General features: G+C 73.2%; 15 protein-coding genes and 1 pseudogene. 9 read left to right on the top strand and 7 right to left on the bottom strand.

Features of this window, described 5'->3' with window-relative positions; genetic code table 11:
- Positions 1 to 209 precede the first annotated feature (209 nt).
- Positions 210 to 602, top strand: coding sequence for a cupin domain-containing protein (locus ACIA6B_RS23565; RefSeq protein ID WP_281936127.1), 393 nt, complete (start codon positions 210 to 212; stop codon positions 600 to 602).
- Positions 603 to 636: 34 nt separating this feature from the next.
- Here ACIA6B_RS23565 and ACIA6B_RS23560 read toward each other — a convergent pair whose 3' ends face one another.
- Both ACIA6B_RS23560 and ACIA6B_RS23555 read right to left on the bottom strand, forming a co-directional pair.
- Entirely contained in the window at positions 637 to 1,818 is a 1,182-nt protein-coding gene (locus ACIA6B_RS23560; RefSeq protein ID WP_396776336.1) for a threonine synthase, read from the bottom strand.
- Positions 1,819 to 1,826: 8 nt separating this feature from the next.
- Positions 1,827 to 2,861 carry a DNA polymerase ligase N-terminal domain-containing protein gene (locus tag ACIA6B_RS23555; RefSeq protein WP_396776334.1) on the bottom strand — a complete coding sequence of 345 codons (1,035 nt, stop codon included), beginning with the start codon at positions 2,859 to 2,861 and terminating at the stop codon, positions 1,827 to 1,829.
- Positions 2,862 to 2,931: 70 nt separating this feature from the next.
- On the opposite strand from ACIA6B_RS23555, the gene ACIA6B_RS23550 reads away from it, so the two are divergent.
- Positions 2,932 to 3,714 carry an aldo/keto reductase gene (locus ACIA6B_RS23550; protein WP_396776332.1) on the top strand — a complete coding sequence of 261 codons (783 nt, stop codon included), beginning with the start codon at positions 2,932 to 2,934 and terminating at the stop codon, positions 3,712 to 3,714.
- A gap of 62 nt (positions 3,715 to 3,776) precedes the next feature.
- Here ACIA6B_RS23550 and ACIA6B_RS23545 read toward each other — a convergent pair whose 3' ends face one another.
- A complete protein-coding gene (locus ACIA6B_RS23545) occupies positions 3,777 to 4,901 on the bottom strand; it encodes a cellulose binding domain-containing protein (RefSeq protein ID WP_396776330.1) in 1,125 nt (374 codons plus the stop codon).
- A gap of 221 nt (positions 4,902 to 5,122) precedes the next feature.
- On the opposite strand from ACIA6B_RS23545, the gene ACIA6B_RS23540 reads away from it, so the two are divergent.
- Positions 5,123 to 6,229: an FAD-dependent monooxygenase gene (locus ACIA6B_RS23540; protein ID WP_396776328.1), complete on the top strand. Its 1,107-nt coding sequence runs from the start codon at positions 5,123 to 5,125 to the stop codon at positions 6,227 to 6,229.
- A gap of 129 nt (positions 6,230 to 6,358) precedes the next feature.
- Positions 6,359 to 8,116, top strand: coding sequence for a cytochrome c oxidase subunit I (ctaD, locus tag ACIA6B_RS23535; RefSeq protein WP_396776326.1), 1,758 nt, complete (start codon positions 6,359 to 6,361; stop codon positions 8,114 to 8,116).
- Between the two features lie 311 nt (positions 8,117 to 8,427).
- Here the strand turns inward: ctaD and ACIA6B_RS23530 are convergent, their stop codons facing one another.
- From ACIA6B_RS23530 to ACIA6B_RS23515, 4 genes are all read right to left on the bottom strand, one after another.
- Positions 8,428 to 9,645, bottom strand: a complete 1,218-nt coding sequence (locus tag ACIA6B_RS23530) for an MFS transporter (protein WP_396776324.1) — start codon at positions 9,643 to 9,645, stop codon at positions 8,428 to 8,430.
- Positions 9,646 to 9,707: 62 nt separating this feature from the next.
- The gene (locus ACIA6B_RS23525; RefSeq protein ID WP_396776322.1) at positions 9,708 to 10,289 is read right to left on the bottom strand and encodes an isochorismatase family protein; all 582 of its coding nucleotides are present in this window, start codon (positions 10,287 to 10,289) and stop codon (positions 9,708 to 9,710) included.
- 15 nt (positions 10,290 to 10,304) lie between these two features.
- The gene (locus ACIA6B_RS23520; RefSeq protein WP_396776320.1) at positions 10,305 to 11,591 is read right to left on the bottom strand and encodes a nicotinate phosphoribosyltransferase; all 1,287 of its coding nucleotides are present in this window, start codon (positions 11,589 to 11,591) and stop codon (positions 10,305 to 10,307) included.
- Between the two features lie 16 nt (positions 11,592 to 11,607).
- Positions 11,608 to 14,280 (bottom strand): LuxR C-terminal-related transcriptional regulator, encoded by a 2,673-nt coding sequence (locus ACIA6B_RS23515; protein ID WP_396776318.1) that lies wholly within the window; start codon positions 14,278 to 14,280, stop codon positions 11,608 to 11,610.
- Positions 14,281 to 14,473: 193 nt separating this feature from the next.
- On the opposite strand from ACIA6B_RS23515, the gene ACIA6B_RS23510 reads away from it, so the two are divergent.
- The 5 genes and pseudogenes from ACIA6B_RS23510 to ACIA6B_RS23490 form a co-directional block, all read left to right on the top strand.
- Positions 14,474 to 16,036: a hypothetical protein gene (locus ACIA6B_RS23510; protein WP_396776316.1), complete on the top strand. Its 1,563-nt coding sequence runs from the start codon at positions 14,474 to 14,476 to the stop codon at positions 16,034 to 16,036.
- A gap of 103 nt (positions 16,037 to 16,139) precedes the next feature.
- Complete coding sequence (gene clpS, locus ACIA6B_RS23505) at positions 16,140 to 16,430, top strand: ATP-dependent Clp protease adapter ClpS (RefSeq protein ID WP_107162392.1); 291 nt, start codon at positions 16,140 to 16,142, stop codon at positions 16,428 to 16,430.
- A gap of 2 nt (positions 16,431 to 16,432) precedes the next feature.
- The gene (locus tag ACIA6B_RS23500; protein ID WP_199199973.1) at positions 16,433 to 16,930 is read left to right on the top strand and encodes a DUF2017 domain-containing protein; all 498 of its coding nucleotides are present in this window, start codon (positions 16,433 to 16,435) and stop codon (positions 16,928 to 16,930) included.
- A gap of 55 nt (positions 16,931 to 16,985) precedes the next feature.
- A complete protein-coding gene (locus tag ACIA6B_RS23495; protein WP_107162394.1) occupies positions 16,986 to 17,474 on the top strand; it encodes a Mov34/MPN/PAD-1 family protein in 489 nt (162 codons plus the stop codon).
- Between the two features lie 69 nt (positions 17,475 to 17,543).
- A pseudogene (locus ACIA6B_RS23490) lies at positions 17,544 to 17,843 on the top strand (MoaD/ThiS family protein); the annotation flags it as partial.
- Between the last annotated feature and the right edge of the window lie 97 nt (positions 17,844 to 17,940).

Here is a 17,940-nt window from a genome sequence, read left to right as displayed (position 1 = left end):
GTCGTCACGTCGCCGCGCTCTGGCCGTCTCCCACCGTCGCAGCCGTACGGCGGTACGTCAGCGGGGACCTGGCTCGACCGGCCCAGCTCGCAACCGGTCTTGTCGAGTGCTGATGCCCGTCCGGAGCGGATCCAAACCTGGCCGGCGGCCCGATTCCACCATCTGCCAGTCCCGGCGTGGTGGGCACGCGAACGGGGTATGAGCGGGCCATGGAGCATTTCACGATCGCGACCGTCGCCGAGAAGAGTCCCGATTTCCGCCGCGTGCTCTGGACCGGGGAGCACACCCAGTTGGTCATCATGACCATTCCGCCGGGCGGCGAGATCGGCGAGGAGGTCCACGAGGGCATCGACCAGATCCTCACGTTCGTCAGCGGCACCGGCGAGGCGCGGGTGGCCGGCGAGAAGAAGGAGGTCGTCGCCGGCGACCTGGTGGTGGTGCCGTCCGGCACGAAGCACAACTTCGTCAACACCGGGCCGAACCCGCTGGTGCTCTACACCGTCTACGGCCCGCCGGAGCACGCCGACGGCGCGGTGCACAAGACGAAGGAGGAGGCGGACGCCGCCGAGGAGGCCGGCGAGGACGAGCCGCCGACGTCCTGACTGGTGAGAAGGGGCTCCTTCGATGCTTGAGGCGTCAAGAAGGGGCCCCGCCTTGCACCAGGCCGGGGTATTTGAGGCCGGCGCCGGTGTTGAGGACGACGACGCGCTCGTTGGGGCGGATCCAGCCGCCGGCGCGCAGGTGCCGGGCGGCGGTCAGGCAGGCCGCGCCCTCCGGGCAGAGCAGCAGCCCCTCCCGGGCGGCGAAGTCGCGCAGGTCGGCGACGATCTCCGCGTCGTCCACCGCGATCGCGGTGCCGGCGCTGTCCCGCAACGCGGCCAGCACCAGCTCGTCGCCGAGCGGGGCCGGCACGGTGATGCCGAACGCGAGCGTGTGCGCGTCCTGCCACGGGGTGGCGCGCGCCTCACCGGCCGCGAACGCGCGCACGATCGGTGCGCAGCCGGTGGACTGCACGGCCACCAGCCGGGGCAGTTTGTCCTCCACCCAGCCCAGCTCGCGCAGCTCGTGCAGCGCCTTGTGGATGCCGATCAGCCCGACGCCGCCGCCGGTGGGGTAGATGATGACGTCGGGCACCTGCCAGCCGAGCTGCTCGACGATCTCGTACCCCATGGTCTTCTTGCCTTCGAGGCGGTACGGCTCGCGCAGCGTGCCGGCGTCGAAGATCCGCCCGCCGGAACCGGCGACCAGCGCGGCGATTTCCCGGCCGGCGTCGTTGATCAGCCCGTCGACCAGCCGCAGGTCCGCGCCGGCGGCGAGGCACTCCTGCCGGCAGATGGTCGGCGCGGCCAGCGGCATGGCGATGGTCGCGCCCAGCCCGGCCCGAGCCGCGTACGTCGCCCAGGCCGCGCCCGCGTTGCCGTTGGTCGGCATGGCGATCCGCTCGACGCCCAGCTCCCGGGCCCGGCTCACGCCGACCGCCGCGCCGCGCGCCTTGAACGACCCGGTCGGGGTCAGCCCCTCGTCCTTGACGATCAGCTCCGCCACGCCGATCTCGTGGCCGTACGCCCGGGCGTGCCACATCGGCGTCCAGCCCTCGCCCAGCGTGGTCACGAACCGCGGGTCGGCCACCGGCAGCAGTTCCCGGTAGCGCCACAGGTCGGCCGGGCGGAGCCCGAACTGTTCCGGTGTCACGGTGGCGGCCACCGCGGCCAGGTCGTAGCGGGCCAGCAGCGGGGACCCGCAGTCGCACAGGTTCTGCAGCTTGTCGGCCGGGTGTTCCAGGCCGCAGCGCGGGCACTCCAGGTGCGTCAGGTGCACGGTGGTCCTCAGCTCGCGTCGATGCTCAGCCAGTGCCGACTGCGCCGGCCCGGCTCGTACGGGGAGTCGAGGCGCTTCGCCACCACTCCGGGCAGCCGCTGCTCTCGGGCGGCCCGCAGGGCGTCCGCGCCGACCCCCGGGAACCACGGCGGAGTCTGCCAGTGCGGGCCGGCGAGCGCCAGACCGTCGAGCAGGTCGCGGCGTTGCGCGTACGGCACGTCGAGGCTGGACACGCCCTCCAGCCAGAGCAGGTCGACGGCGAGGAACTGACCGTCCCGCTTGCTGGGCGGCTTGACCCGCCCGGCCGGGTCGATGCGCACCAGCACCCCGTCCAGCACCACCTCGGTGGGGGCCAGCTCCTCGGCCATGGCCCGCAGCCAGGGGTGGTCGCCGGTGATCTCCGTGTCGTCGCCGTCGAGCAGCCGGAGCCGGCCGCCGGAGACGTACGCCATCGCCCGCACGCCCGCCCAGCGCGGCTCGTACCCCCAGGCGGCGGCGTCGCGCGGCAGCCGGCCGCCCTCGGTGGCGCGCATCGGGTGGACCAGCTCGGGCATCGGCGTCCAACCCGCCGGCGCCGGGTCGGTGCGGCGGACCATCCAGTCCCGGCCCCGGCCGCCGGTGGCGAACAGGACGTACCGGCCCTTGGTGCGCGCGCCGTCGAGCACCACGATCACCTCGTCGTCGCGCCACTTCTCGGCGCGGTAGGTGCCGGTGTCGTGCACGGTCATCCGCCCGCCGCCGTACTCGCCGGCCGGGATCTCGCCGGCGAACGTCAGGTATTCCATCGGGTGGTCCTCGGTGTGCACGGCGAGGTGGTTGCGGCCCGGGTCGCGGGGCAGGCCGCGCGGCACCGCCCAGGAGGCCAGCACGCCGTCGTGCTCCAGCCGCAGGTCCCAGTGCAGGCTGCGGGCGTGGTGCTGCTGGATGACGAAGCGGGGCGCGCGCCGCGCGGCCCGCTTCCGCGCCGGGGGCCGCTCGGGCACCGGCTCCGGGGTACGCGCCGCGTCCCGCTTCCGCCGGTACTCCTCCAGCCGGTCCGCCACAGCCGTATTCTCCGGCATACCCGACGCACGCGCCGGCATGGCGGCGGCGTTGCGGGGTAGAACCGTCGACATGGACCTCGACCAGCCCACCCTTCCGCTTCCCGGCGACGTCCGGATCCCGATCCTCGGCTTCGGCACCTGGCAGGCCACCGGCGAGGACGGCTACCGGGCCGTGCTCGCCGCGCTGGACGCCGGCTACCGGCACCTCGACACCGCCACGATGTACGGCAACGAGAAGGAGGTCGGGCGCGCGGTCGCCGAGAGCGGGCTGCGCCGCGAGGACCTGTTCATCACCACGAAGCTGCCGCCGGACCGGGTGGGCCGGGAACGGGAGACCATCGAGGCGAGCCTGGCGGCGCTGGGCACCGAGTACGTCGACCTGTGGCTGGTGCACTGGCCGCCGTCCGCGCCCGGCGACAGCATCCCGGTCTGGCGGGAGATGCTGGCCGCCCGGGACGAGAACCTGGCCCGCGCGGTCGGGGTGAGCAACTACTCGACCGCGCAGCTCGACGAGCTGATCCAGGCCACCGAGGAGACACCCGCGGTCAACCAGATCCGGTGGAGTCCGTCGCTGTACGACCGGCAGAGGCACGCCGCGCACCGGGACCGGGGCGTGGTGCTGGAGGGCTACAGCCCGTTCAAGACCAGCGACCTGTCCGACCCGGTGCTGGTGCGCATCGCCCAGGCGCACGACGTCTCGCCGGCCCAGGTGGTGCTGCGCTGGCACATCGACCACGAGATCGTGGTGATCCCGAAGTCGGTCACGCCGGAGCGGATCCGGGCCAACGCCGACGTGTTCGGGTTCTCGCTGACCGCCGAGGAGATGCGCGACATCGACGCGCTCGGCGGCTGATCCGGCGTACGCGAGAAGGGGCGCGGTCCGGTGCGGACCGCGCCCCTTCTTTGTCGCGGTGGTCAGCCCCGGGCGCAGGTGGTGCCGTTGAGGGTGAAGCTGCTCGGTGCGGAGTAGCTGCCGTTGAGGTTCGCCTGGTAGCCGAAGTTGGTCGACGCGCCGGGCGACAGCGTGCCGTTGTAGTCGAGGTTCCGCGCGGTCACCGCCGAGCCGCTCTGCGTCACGGTGGCGTTCCACGCGCTGGTGATCGTCTGCCCGGAGGGCAGGTTGTAGTTCAAGGTCCAGCCGTTGATGGTGCTGTTCCCGGTGTTCTTGACCGTCACGTCGGCGGTGAAGCCGTTGTTCCACGTGTTCGCCTTGTAGGTCACCGTGCAGGCCGCGTTGCCCGAGGGCGGCGGCGTGGTGGTGGTGGGCGGCGGGTTGCTGCCGCCGGTGTTGACGCTCTGGGAGAACGAGTTCACGGCCAGGCCGACCCCGCCCTGCCACGGCTCGAAGCCGGCCTGGATGCTGGTCAGGTACCAGTCGTTGGTGATCGCGCCCCGGTTCCGGGTGTCGTTGATGAACGCCAGCGCGTCGAAGCTGAAGCTGGGGATGGCGGACGGCGCCACGTACGAGATGACGTTGTTGGAGCCGTTGCTGCCCCGCCAGACCTCCCAGGTCCGGCCCGCGATGCTCGCGTTGCCGACCGGGGAGCCGATGGGCTGGATCGAGCCCTGCCGGTTGAGCCAGATCATGATCTCCATCTGGTTCACGCCGTCCTTCTTGGGCGACGGGTCGAGCCAGATGTCGTACGCGGCGTCGTAGATCGCGCCGCTGACGTAGTTGTAGCTGATGCTGGCCGGCGCGCTGCTGATGTTCTTCACCTGCACCGGCAGGTTCGTGCCGGGGGAGCAGTTGGTGTAGTGGCAGCCCACGAAGATCGACGGGTAGGAGACCGGCGCCCCGTTGGTCGGTGCGGAGCCGTCCGCCCGGGTGATCGAGAAGCCGGTCGAGGTGACGTTGATGCACTGTTGGGCGCTGGTGCCCCAGCGGTTGTTCTGCACCACGTACTTGCCACCGATGGTGGTGGAGCCGTACTGGTCGCAGATCTGGGTGTCGGCGGAGGCGGTGCCGCCGAGCGCGACGGCGACGATGCTGCCGGCGGCCAGCAGGCCGGCGGCGGCCAGGGCCCTGAGTGAACGCTTCATGATGCTCCTTGGTTCGGCGCGGGGGCGCCGGTGGGGTCGAGGGATACGTGCGGGAGCGCTCCCATGTTCACCGAGACACATTTACATGTTTGAAATCGATGCGCAACTGAACCGGTTAAGAAGCGCGAGAAGGGGCCCCTCGGCACTTCCGTGGGCCCGGTCGCAGCGAGTAGTGTCTTGCCTCCAACGCGTTCCGACCCCTCCCGGAGGCGTACCCCACGATGGGTGGTTCTCCCCTGCGCATCCTCGTCGTCGGCGCGGGCGTCGCCGGCCTCGCCGTGGCCCGGGCGCTGCGCCTGGCGGGGTTCCGGCCGGACGTCACCGACCGGCTGCCGCCCGGCGAGCGCACCGACACCGGCCTCTATCTCCCCGGCAATGCGGCGCGGGCGATGCGCCGACTCGACCTGGACGGGCCGCTGCGACCACTCGGTCAGGTGATCCACCGGCAGCGCTTCCTCGACGCCGCCGGCGCCCCGCTGTGCGAGGTCGACCTGGACACGCTCTGGGCCGGGGTGGGGGAGTGCCGGGCCCTGCCCCGCGCCGAACTGCACCGGGTGCTGCTCACCGGCGCCGGCGGCGCGGTCCGACACGGCGCCGAGGTGAGCACCGTCGACCCCCACTCCGCCGGCGTCACCGTCGGCTTCACCGACGGCACCGGCGGCGAGTACGACCTGGTCGTCGGCGCGGACGGGCCCCGCTCCGCGGTCCGCACGCTGGCCGCCCTCGGTGGTCCGCCCCGCCCCGCCGGGCAGGTGGTCTACCGCGCCGTGGTGCGCGACGGGCCGCCGGTCACCGACTGGACCGCCCTGCTCGGCCAGCGGGCCGGCTTCCTGATCGTGCCGCTCGGCGCCGGCCGGCTCTACTGCTACGCCGACGAGGCCGGCACCGCGCTGCCGGCCGACCCGTTCGCCCGGCTGCACGAGCTGTTCGACGGCTACGGCGGTCCGGTGCCCGAGGTGCTCGCCGCGCTGGAGACGGTGCACGTCGAACGCACCGAGGAGGTCGAGCTGGGCCGCTGGTTCCACGGCCGGGTGCTGCTGGTCGGTGACGCCGCTCACGCCGTCGCGCCGACGCTCTCCCAGGGCACCGCCATGGCGTTGGAGGACGCGGTCGTGCTCGCCGAGTCGCTCCAGGCCGCCGGCAGCGTCGACGCCGCGTTGATCGCGTACGAGAGTCGGCGTCGGCCGCGTACCCGCTGGGTGCGGGACCGGACCCGGGACCGCAACCGCACCCGCGACGTGCCGCCGGCGCTGCGCGACCCGTTGCTGCGCGGACGCGGCGGTCGGATCTTCGGCGAGCACTACCGGCTTCTCACCGGCCCGCCGTAGGAGCGCCGAAGATCGTAGCCGCCCACCCCACGCGGCGGGGTCACCTACCGGGGACTATCCTCCTTGCGGATGACGGCTGCGCCGATGACCAGCGCGCCGAGCGGGACAACCCAGAACCGGAGGCCACTCGTGACCACCGTCGCACCCAAGCCGGTCGTGACCCGGCCCTGGCCGGTCCGCGAGCCGGTCAAGGGGTCGGCCCTCGCGCGGCTGCTGCGCACCACGGACGCGAAGCAGATCGGGATCATGTACATGGTCACCGCGTTCGCGTTCTTCATGATCGGTGGCCTGATGGCCCTGATCATGCGCGCCGAGCTGGCGCGACCGGGGCTGCAGTTCCTGTCGCCCGAGCAGTACAACCAGCTCTTCACCATGCACGGCACGATCATGCTGCTGTTCTTCGCGACGCCGATCGTGTTCGCCTTCGCTAACTACGTGGTGCCGCTGCAGATCGGCGCGCCCGACGTGTCGTTCCCCCGGCTGAACGCGTTCGCGTACTGGCTCTACCTCTTCGGCGGCACGCTGGCCACCGCGGGCTTCATCAGCCCCGGCGGCGCGGCCGACTTCGGGTGGACGGCCTACACGCCGCTGAGCACCATCGAGCACTCCCCGGGCGTCGGCGCCAACATGTGGGTGGTCGGTCTGGCCATCTCCGGTCTGGGCACCATCCTCGGCGCGGTCAACCTGATCACCACGATCCTGACCCTGCGCGCGCCCGGCATGACCATGTTCCGGATGCCGATCTTCACCTGGAACATGCTGGTCACCAGCCTGCTGGCCATCCTGGTCTTCCCGCTGCTGGCCGCCGCGCTGTTCGCGCTCGCCGCGGACCGCCTGCTCGGCGCCCACGTGTACGACCCGGCGACCGGCGGGCCGATGCTCTGGCAGCACCTGTTCTGGTTCTTCGGGCACCCCGAGGTCTACATCATCGCGCTGCCGTTCTTCGGCATCATCACCGAGATCATCCCGGTCTTCTCCCGGAAGCCGATCTTCGGTTACAAGGGCCTGGTGGCGGCCACCGTCGCCATCGCCGCGCTGTCGATGAGCGTCTGGGCGCACCACATGTTCGCCACCGGCCAGGTGCTGCTGCCGTTCTTCAGTTTCCTGAGCTACCTGATCGCGGTGCCCACCGGCATGAAGTTCTTCAACTGGATCGGCACCATGTGGCGGGGCCAGATCACGTTCGAGACGCCGATGCTGTTCGCGATCGGCTTCCTGGTCACGTTCCTCTTCGGTGGTCTGACCGGGGTGCTGCTGGCCAGCCCGCCGCTCGACTTCCACCTGCACGACTCGTACTTCGTGGTGGCGCACTTCCACTACGTGCTCTTCGGCACCATCGTGTTCGCGGTCTTCGGCGGCATCTACTTCTGGTTCCCGAAGATGTTCGGCCGGATGCTGGACGAGCGGCTCGGCAAGATTCACTTCTGGCTGACCATGATCGGCTTCCACACCACGTTCCTGGTGCAGCACTGGCTGGGCAACGAGGGCATGCCCCGCCGGTACGCCGACTACCAGGCCGACGACGGCTTCACCACGCTGAACATGGTCTCCACCATCGGCGCGTTCATCACCGGCATCTCGACCCTGCCGTTCATCTGGAACTGCTGGAAGTCGTACAAGACCGGCCCGGTGGTCGAGGTCGACGACCCGTGGGGCCACGGCAACTCGCTGGAGTGGGCGACCAGCTCGCCGCCGCCGCTGCGCAACTTCGACCGGATGCCGCGGATCCGCTCCGAGCGGCCCGCCTTCGACGCGAAGTTCCCCGAGCTGGCCGCCGGCCAGAGCGTCGCCGGCCCGCCGGAGGGTGGCGCCAAGCCGCTGACCAGCGAGGTCAACGGTGGCGCCAGCTACCAGGAGGACACCGCCGGGAACCTCGACCAACGCTGACCCGCTCAGCCCACGACGGGCGCCGCACCCCTCCGGGGCGCGGCGCCCGTCACCTTTCCCGCCCTACCGTGGCCCCCGCGTTGGTCCGCGTTGATCAAGGAGTTTGCGTCGGAAACGGCCCCCGGCCCGACGCAAACTCCTTGATCAACGGGTCGTGGGGGCGGCACCGTGTGGCGGGAGTCGGACGTTGGGAAGTGGGTTCGGGAGCACCGACCGACCTGTCGGCCGACTGAGACGTCACCGGTGGCTTTGGGTGGGACTGATGGCGCTGTGGTGACGACAACTGCACCCGGAGTCTCAGGGCCGCGCGGTCAGCGGAGGGCGGTGACCGGTTCCGGCTGTGCGGTGGGGGTGGACGGTGGGGTGCGGCGGTGACGCAGCTCGACCGGGAGCACGACCAGCGCCACCAGGACGCCGACCGCGCCGGTGACCGCGAAGCCCCAGGCCGGGGCGGAGGCGTCGATCACCGCGCCGGCCAGCGGCGCGCCCAGGGCGATGCCGACCGTGACGGCGGAGCCGTGCAGACCCATCGCCAGGCCGCGTACGTCGGGCGGAGCCAGCCGGCTGACCGCGTCCGCGGTGGCCGCGATGGTGGGCGCGCAGAGCGCACCGGTCGGGACCAGCGCCAGGGCGAGCAGCCACCAGTGCGAGCCGCCCAGCCCGACCGGGATGGTGGTGAGGCTGAGCGTCGCCACCAGCGCCAGCGGGGAGAACGAGCGGCGTACCGCGCCGTAGGCGAAGCCGCCCACCAGCGAGGCGACCGCCCACACGGCCAGCACCGCGCCGGTCCACCCGACCTCACCGCCGGCCCGGAGCACCGCCACCACGGCGACGTCGGTGCCGCCCAGCACCAGCGTGGCGGCCAGGCTGACCGCCAGCACGGAGAGCAGGCGCGGGGTGAGCCACTCCCGACGCGGCACCGCGCGCCGTGGACCGGCCGGCTCGTCGACGCCCCGGGTCGGCGGGTTCAGCAGCCAGAAACAGATGCCGGAGGCGACGATGCCGGCGCCGACCGCCCAGAGCGTGAGGCGCGGCGTGACGGTGGTCGCGAGCGCCACCGCGACCGCGGGGCCCACCATGAACGACAGCTCGACCGACATCGAGTCCAGCGCGTACGCCGGGCGTCGTTGCTCCGCCGGGACCAGCGCGGCGATGGACTGGCGGACCACCGAGAAGACCGGCAGCGCGAGCAGCCCGGCCAGGAATGCGGCGGGCAGCAGCACCGGGTAGGAGAGGGTGGGCGCGGCGGCCCAGAACACGCCCTCGACGATCGTGCAGAGCAGCAGCACCGGCCGCAGGCCGTGGCGGTCGACGAGCCGGCCGAGCAGCGGCGCGCCGATCGCCGTGCCGACGGTGGCCACGGCGCCGACCAGGCCGGCGGCGCCGTAGCCCCGCCCCAGGTCGAGCACCACGTAGAAGGTGAGCGTCACCCCGACCGCGGTCAGCGGGATGCGGGCCAGCACGGACACCAGCAGCAGCGAGCGCAGACCGGGCAGGGCCAGCGCCTCCCGGTAGGGCTTCAGGTTCACGACGGCCGCACCTCCCGCGCCATCCTGGGCCGGAGGTACGACAGTCGCAAGCGATTACCTGGTCAAGCGGCCTTGATCACAGGTTCGCCGACCATGGCGACGCCGGCGCCGTCGAGCGCGCGCAACGCCACGTCGAGCGTCTCCGGCGCGACGGCGGCGGTCAGCTCCAGCAGCACGGTGGTCCGGAAGCCCTCCCGCGCGGCGTCCAGCGCGGTCGCGCGGACGCAGTGGTCGGTGGCGATGCCGACCACGTCGACCCGGTCCACGTCGTGCCGGCGCAGCCAGTCGGCCAGGCGCTCGCCGTCGGGCGCGTGCCCCTCGAAACCGGAGTACGCGGCTGCGTGCTCGCCCTTGTGGAAGATCGCCTCCACCCGGCCGGTCTCCAGCTCGGGGTGGAACTCGGAGCCGGACGTGCCGACCACGCAGTGCCGGGGCCAGGAGTCGACGAAGTCCGGCGGGTCGCCGAAGTGCGCGCCCGGGTCGACGTGGTAGTCCTTGGTCGCGACCACGTGGTCCCAGCGGTCCGGTTCGGCGGCGAGCAGCCGGGAGATGCCGCCGGCCACCCCGGCCCCGCCGCCGACCGCGAGGGAGCCGCCCTCGCAGAAGTCGTTCTGCACGTCCACGATGATCAACGCGTTCGCCATCTGGTCGGTCCCTTCTCAGGTCGCGGGTACGACGGTCACCGGCACCGCCGGGTCGCCGCCGGAGAGCTTGAGCCCCTCCCACGGGATGGAGATCAGGCACTCTCGCAGGTGTTCCCGGGACTCGTCCAGCGTCGGCAGCGTCACCGGCTCGCCGGACACCACGTACGAGTGCTGGAGCAGCCGGTCGTTGGGCTGCCGGTCCGGCACGCCCTGCGGCACGATGACCTCCTCGGTGGCGGTGCCGGTCGGCTTGTGCCGGCGGACGGCGACCTTCCGGCCGCCGATGGTGGACTTGTGCTCGGAGCGCTTGACCACCGGCCGCCCCTCCACCTCGACCAGCTTGTAGACCAGGCCGGCGGTCGGTGCGCCCGAGCCGGTCACCACCGCGGTGCCGGCGCCGTACATGTCGACCGGCTCGGCGGCGAGCGACGCGATCGCGTACTCGTCCAGGTCGCCGGAGACGATGATCTTCGTTTCGGTGGCGCCGAGCGAGTCGAGCAGCTCACGGGACTGCTGGGCGATCACCGCCAGGTCACCCGAGTCGATCCGGACCGCCCGCAGCTCCGGCCCGGCCACCGCGATGGCGTTGCGGATGCCCTGCGCGATGTCGTACGTGTCGACCAGCAGCGTGGTGTCCTTGCCCAGCGTGGCGACCTGGGACGCGAACGCGGTCCGCTCGTCGTCGTGCAGCAGCGTGAACGCGTGCGCGGCGGTGCCGGCGGTCGGGATGCCGTAGCGCTGCCCGGCGGCCAGGTTGGAGGTGAACCGGAACCCGGCCAGGTACGCCGACCGCGCCGCGGCCACCGCGGCCTCCTCGTGTGCCCGGCGGGAGCCCATCTCGATCAGCGCCCGGCCCCGGGCGGCGGTGACCATCCGGGCCGCCGCCGCGGCGATCGCGCAGTCGTGGTTGAGCACGGAGAGCACCAGCGTCTCCAGCACCACGCACTCGGCGAACGAGCCGGACACGGTGAGGATCGGTGAGCCGGGGAAGAACAGCTCGCCCTCGGCGTAGCCGTCGACGTCGCCGGTGAACCGGTAGTCGGCCAGCCACTGCGCGGCCCGGTCGTCGACCACGCCGGTCCGGCGCAAGAAGTCGATCTCCGTCGGGTCGAACCGGAAGTCGCGGATCATCTCGATCAGCCGGCCGGTGCCGGCGACCACCCCGTAGCGGCGGCCGGCCGGCAGCCGCCGGCTGAACACCTCGAAGACGCAGCGTCGGTCGGCGGTGCCGTCCTGAAGCGCGGCGCTGACCATGGTCAGCTCGTAGTGGTCGGTCAGCAGCGCGGGGCGAAGGGTGCTCACCGCCCCAGCCTAGAGTTCAGGCCGGATCCGTGCCGTCGTGCCCCGGCATCGAACCCAGCGCGGCCCGCAGCTCGCTACGGCGGGTGACGCCGAGCTTGCTGTAGACGCGTTGCAGGTGGTTCTCCACGGTGCGGGTGGAGAGGAACAGCCGTTCCGCGATCACGCGGCTGGTCAGCCCGGTGGCGGCGAGGCGGGCGATCTCCCACTCGCGGTCGCTGAGCGGTGGCCGGAGCAGCCGCAACGCCGGGGTGGAGATCTCGTCGCAGCGGCGCAACAGGTCGGCGAGGCGTTCCCGGGCCGCCGCCGGAACGCCGGTCCGGGCGTCCCGCATCCGGTGCAGCGCCATCGCGGTCGCCTCGGCGGCGTAGACGACCAGCTCCCGGTCGGCGAAGCCGTCGGCGACCGCGAGCAGGTCGTCCGGGGAGCCGTCGAGCGCGGCCCGCGCGTACCGGGCGACAAGCGGCGGCAGCACGCCGTCGATCTGTTCGGAGAGTTCCGCCAGGCGCTGCGCCACCGAGCGCCGGCCGCCGTCGGTGCAGGTGGGGCCGACCGACGCGGCGGCCTGGTCGAGCCGGACCAGGTCGAGCAGGACCAGCAGCTCGTGGCCGGCGAGGCCGTCCTCGCGCAGCCGGTCGGCCAGCGCGCAGAGGTGCTTGACGGCGCCCGGCAGGTCACCGGCCACCGCCTGCGCCGCGCCCCGGGCCTGCTCCAGCCACGGGTAGAGGACCGCCATCCCGGGCGCGTGCGTGCGGTCCGCCTCGGCCATCGCCTCGGCGGCGTGCGCCGCGTCCCCGCGCAGCGCCGCGGCCTGGGCGCGCTCGGCGTGGGCCAGGCCGGCGTAGACCCGGCTGGTGGTGAGCACCGCGCAGGCGCCCAGGCTGGTCCGGAGCGCGTCGCCGCCGCGCCCGCGCAGCCGTGCCGCGAACGCCTGGAGGATGGCCAGGTAGCCGCTGCCGAGCCGGAAGTCGCCGGCGCCGGCCAGGTCGGCGAACTCGTCGGCGACGATCGCGTCGATGCCGGCCAGGTCGCCGGAGAGCGCCAGCCGGGTGCCCCGGGCCAGTTCCATGGCGAGCTGGAGGTAGGGCATGTCGGAGCGCCAGCACGCCGCCTCGGCCTGCACCCGGGCGATCGCGGTGGCGCTGCGACGGTACTGCCCCTGCGCGGCCTGGAGATGGGCCAGCGTGCAGCGGGCCAGCTCCCGGGCCGCCATCGGCGCGGCAGGGCGGTCCAGCACCGCCTGGGCCAGCCGCACCGCGACGTCGACGTCCAGCCGGTGCAGCCGCATGATGGCCTCGAAGGCGCGGACCCGGGCCCGGTCGGCGGGATCGGCCAGCTCCGCGCCGCGAGCGGCGATCTCCTCCACGGTGGACTCCCGGTTGAGCCCCCAGTAGCTCACCATGCCCCGGACGGTCAGCCAGCGGCTGCGTCGCCGGTCGTCGTGGATCTCGCCGGCGACCTGGTCGAGCACCCGGATCGCCTCCTCCGGCCGGTCGCCGAACATGAGGATGGTGGCGAGCAGTTCCGCGGCGTCCGTACCGCCGCCGGCCTCCAAGGCGGCCCGGGCCAGTCGGGTGGCCAGCGGCACGTCGTACCGGCCGAACGCCTGCCCGGCGGCGTCGAGCAGCAGCGTCACGTTCTGCGCCGTACCCGAGTCGAGCCGCCACACCGCGACCCGCAGCAGATCGTCACGACGGCGCTTGCCGACCTGTTCCAGCAGCTCGGCCAGGGTGGCCTGGAGCCGGCGGGTGCGGCTGACCGGGCAGTGCCGGCGCATCACCTCGCCGTAGAGCGGGTGGGCCAGCCGGACGTTGAGCCGCCGGTCGTCGCGGACCATGGTGATGAGCCCGCGTTCCTCGGCGGCCTCCACGTCCGCCGGCTCGACCGCCCGTTCCAGCAGGTGCAGGCCCAGCGGCTCGCCGAAGGCGACCAGCTCCACCACCGCCCGGACGCCCGGGGTCAGCCGGCCGATCCGGGTGTCGATCAGGTCGGTGAGGCTGGGCGCCAGCTCCAGCCGGCCGGTCCACCGCCAGATCCCGTACCTGCGGTCGAGCTCGTCGCCGGCGGCCAGCACCAGCTCGCGCAGCAGCAGCGGGTTGCCGGCGGAGAGCCGGAACAGCCGGTCGGAGGAGCCGGCGTCGACCGGGCCGCCGAGGATCGCGGCGAGCAGGCCGGTGGTCTCGCTGCGGCCGAGCGGGCCCAGCTCGACCAGGTCGACCAGGTCGTCGGTCCACAGCGCGCGGATCGGCAACGGGATCTGCTCGCCGTTGCGCAGCGTCCCGATCACGGTGGCGTTCTCGGAGCGGGCGACCAGGTGCACCAGCGCCGCCGAGGGCGGGTCGAGCAGGTGCGCGTCGTCGATGGCCAGCACGATGCGCCGGCCCGCGGCCTGTTCCTGGAGCAGATCCACCGCCCAGCGCAGGATGCCGGCGGGGGAGAGGCCCTGCGGCTGCGCGGCGGGGAGCACCTGGACCAGCCCGCCGAACGGCAGCGCGGCGGTGGTGGCGCTGGCCGCGACCGACCAGATCGCGAAGCGCTCGGGGGAGAGCGCGGCCACCCCCTCCCGCAGCAGGCGGCTCTTGCCCACCCCGGCGTCGCCGCTGAAGAGCAGGCCGCGCCCGTCCGGGCCGCCGATCGTGGATGACAGCCGGTGGAGCTCATCCGCCCGGCCGACGAACTTCCACCTGGTCATCGAGGCAGCATATCGATGGAATGCCCTCCACGTGCGCGCCGTCACGCAGTGAAGTTGAGTAATCTGGCAATTACACGTGAGTACCGGATGTGTTCGGTGTCGGATGGCCGACACCCGTACTCTTCCGACATCCCCGTCGGGGTCAGTTCCCGCGACCGGGCCGTGCCCGGCCGCCTCACCGGGAGGCCGTCTGATGAAGCCGGGTCCACTCCCTTCGGTCGACGTGCCCGATCCGGGCGACCGGGTCGAGCCGCCGCGGTGCGCCGCGCTCCCGACCCGCCTCGGCGTGACCGCACCGGGCCCGGACGAGCCGCTCGCCGTGGTCGCCGCCGGCCCGGCCGGCGCCGGTCGGCGCGAGCTGGTCGCCGGTCTGCTCGGGGTGCCGGCCGGGACGCTGGCCGTGCCCGTCGGCAGCCACCTGCTCGTCAACCACGCCAAGGTCGCCACCCGGGCGGCCGGTGTCCCGGGCTACCGCCACCCGCTCGCGTACGGCGCCGACCCGCTCGCCACCGGTCCCGCGCTGGCCCGGCCGCCGCGCCGGGTCGAGCTCGGCCTGCCCGACCCGCTGCTGCGGCACTTCGCGGTGCTCGACACGCCGGACACCGCCGCGCTGGGGGTGGCCGGTGGCCGGGTGCTGCGCGACGCCGTGGGCCGGGCCGGCGCGCTGCTTTTCGTGATCGCCGCCGACCAGGCGTTCAGCGCCGCCGAGCTGCACCTGCTGACCGAGGTGGCGCGGGCGTCGGTCGAGGTGTTCTTCGTCGTCACTCCCGGCGGGACCGGCTGGGCGGTGCCGGCGGACGGCGCGACGGCGGAGGGCACGGGGGCGTCCGTGCCGTCGCCCGGCCCCGCCGGCCCGCCCGGCCCCGCCCGCCCGCTCGACCCGGTGGCGGTCTCCATCGCGGCCCACCGGGCGGTGCTGTTGGCCGCGGTGCCCGCGCTCGCCCGGGCCCGGTGGTTCCCGGCCCGCCGCACCGAGCTGCCGAACCTGCGCCGGGCGTTGGTCGGCTGGGCCGCCGGCGAAGGGCTGCGGCGGGCCAGCGCCCGGCCGCCCGAACCACCCGGCGCGCACGGCCGGGTGCCGGTACTGACCGGCGTCGAGCCGGCCGAGCTGGCCGACCGGCTCGACCGCCAGGCCCGCTCCTGCGCCCAGCGGATCCGCCAGCATCTCGCGCTGGAACTGGCCAACATCCACCTCCGGGTGGTCCAGGAGATCGTCTTCGGGGTCGGCTGCGCCGGCCTGCCGGCGTTGCTCGACCGCGAGCTGGAGGCGCTGTCCCTGCTCGCCACCGCGCAGTGCGACGAGGCGGTGCGCGGCATGGTCGACGACGCCGCCGCCCGGGTCTTCGGCGCGCCGCTCGCCGAAGGCGTACGCCGGCGGATCACCCGCGCGGTGCGCTGGGGCCTCACCGACCATCCCGACGGCCGGGAGCTGGACCGGGTGCTCCTGGTCACCAGCACCGCCGGGGTCGCCTCGTTGGCCGGCGTCGGCGCCCTGGACGCGCTGGCCGGGCTGCCCGGCGCGGCACGCGACGAGGCGCTCCCGCCGGTCGGCGTGGCGCTCAACGGCGGCTGCTGGCAGCACTGGCGCGCGCCGGGCAACGACGATCCGAACGCCGCCCGGTCCTGGGCCCAGCGCGCCCTGCGCGAGGTGGAACTCGAACTGTCCCGCGAGGTGTCCCGTCGCTTCGAGGTGATCCGTCTCTCGCTGGGTGGGGTGCTCGCCGATGCTGTCGACCACGGCATCCTGCTCGCCTGAGGCCGGGGTCGCCGGGCGCGCGCCCGTGGTCCGGGCGGGCGATCCCGACCGCCGCGCCGTTCCGGTTCATCGGTTCGGCGGATCCGGTGGCACGATGGGGGGCATGGCGGCTCCACAGGTTGCGCCGGTCGAGACGCCGGACACCACAGAGGTGCCGGTCTCCGACCGGCCATGGGTGACCATCGTCTGGGACGATCCGGTCAACCTGATGACGTACGTGACCTGGGTGTTCCAGAAGCTGTTCGGGTACAGCAGGGAGAAGGCGGAGCAGCTCATGCTGGACGTGCACCACAAGGGCAAGGCGGTGGTCTCCAGCGGGGCCCGGGAACGCATGGAGCACGACGCGGCGCAGCTGCACGCGTACGGGCTGTGGGCGACGGTGGACCGGTCGTGAGCATGTTCCGTCGCCGGGGCGACAGCTACGTGGCCAGTTTCGCGGTGGACGAGGTGCGGGTGCTGCGCAAGGTCGCCTCCGAGGTGGTCGGGCTGCTCACCGACGGCTTCGACCACGGCGACCCGGTGGTCGGCCGGCTCTTCCCGGAGGTCTACCCGGACGACGACGCCGGCACCGCCGAGTTCCGCCGCTACACCGAGGGTGACCTGAAGACCGCGAAGATCGACCAGGCCGGCGCGATCCTCGCCGCGTTGCCCGACGGCGACGCGGGCGGCGAGGTGCGGCTGGACGCCGAGGCGGCCGAGGCGTGGCTGCGGGCGCTCAACGACGCCCGCCTGGCGATGGGCGTCCGGCTGGAGATCAAGGACGGCACCGACCTGGGTGAGGAACTGGACGACGCGGTCGCCGCGGACCCGGCCTCGTCCCGGGTGTTCCAACTGTCGGTCTACGCCTATCTCGGATATCTCCAGGAGTCCCTGCTCAACGCGCTCATCGACTGAGTGGTGACGGCGGCCACCTCGCCGCCCGGGGCGGCCAGGCGCTAGGCTGGTCGACGTGCTGAGCATCGACCGGTCGATCATCGACGCGATCGTGGCCCACGCGCGCCGGGACCACCCGGACGAGGCGTGCGGCGTGGTCGCCGGTCCCGCCGGCAGCGACACCCCGACCCGGCACATCCCGATGGACAACGCCGCCCGTTCGATGACGTTCTACGAGTTCGACTCGATGGAGCAGTTGCGGGTCTGGCGGGAGATGGACGACCGCGACGAGGAGCCGGTCGTCATCTACCACTCGCACACCGCGACGGAGGCCTACCCGTCCCGTACGGACGTCTCCTTCGCCGGCGAGCCGGGTGCGCACTACCTGCTCGTCTCCACCCGTGAGCCCGACACCGAGGAGATCCGCTCCTTCCGGATCGTCGACGGTGTGGTCACCGAGGAGCCGGTCGAGATCGTGGACGCCGCCGTGGACCCGAACGCCGTCCAGTCCTACATGTTCGGGCAGAGCCCGGCGACGGTCGACTACGAGTGTTCCGGCCGCTGATCCCCAGCGCCGGCATGCCCTTTCCCGTCCGTCACCTGGCACGACCCTGAACGAGGAGCACGAGACACCATGGCCATCGAGGTTCGCATCCCCACCATCCTGCGCAGCTACACCGGCGGCGCGAAGGTCGTCGAGGGCAGTGGCGACACGCTCGCCGACCTGCTCACCGACCTGGACTCCCGGCACGCCGGCCTGCGGGGCCGGCTGGTCACCGACGCCGGCGCGTTGCACCGGTTCGTCAACGTCTACGTCAACGACGAGGACGTCCGCTTCCTCGGCGCGCTGGACGCGAAGCTCAACGACGGCGACAGCGTGACCATCCTGCCGGCCGTGGCCGGCGGCGCGTTCGGCTTCGCCGCCGCGGCGGCGATCGCGTCGCACAGTGCCGCCGTGGCGGCGACCGCCTCGCACGGCGCCGCGGCGGCGACCGCGTCGCACGGCGCCGCGGCGGCGACCGCGTCGCACG

The organism is Micromonospora sp. NPDC051141, assembly GCF_044455765.1.
Lineage (GTDB): Bacteria > Actinomycetota > Actinomycetes > Mycobacteriales > Micromonosporaceae > Micromonospora.
Note: the sequence above shows the minus strand (reverse complement) of the source record. Positions and strands in the feature narration are given on the sequence as shown.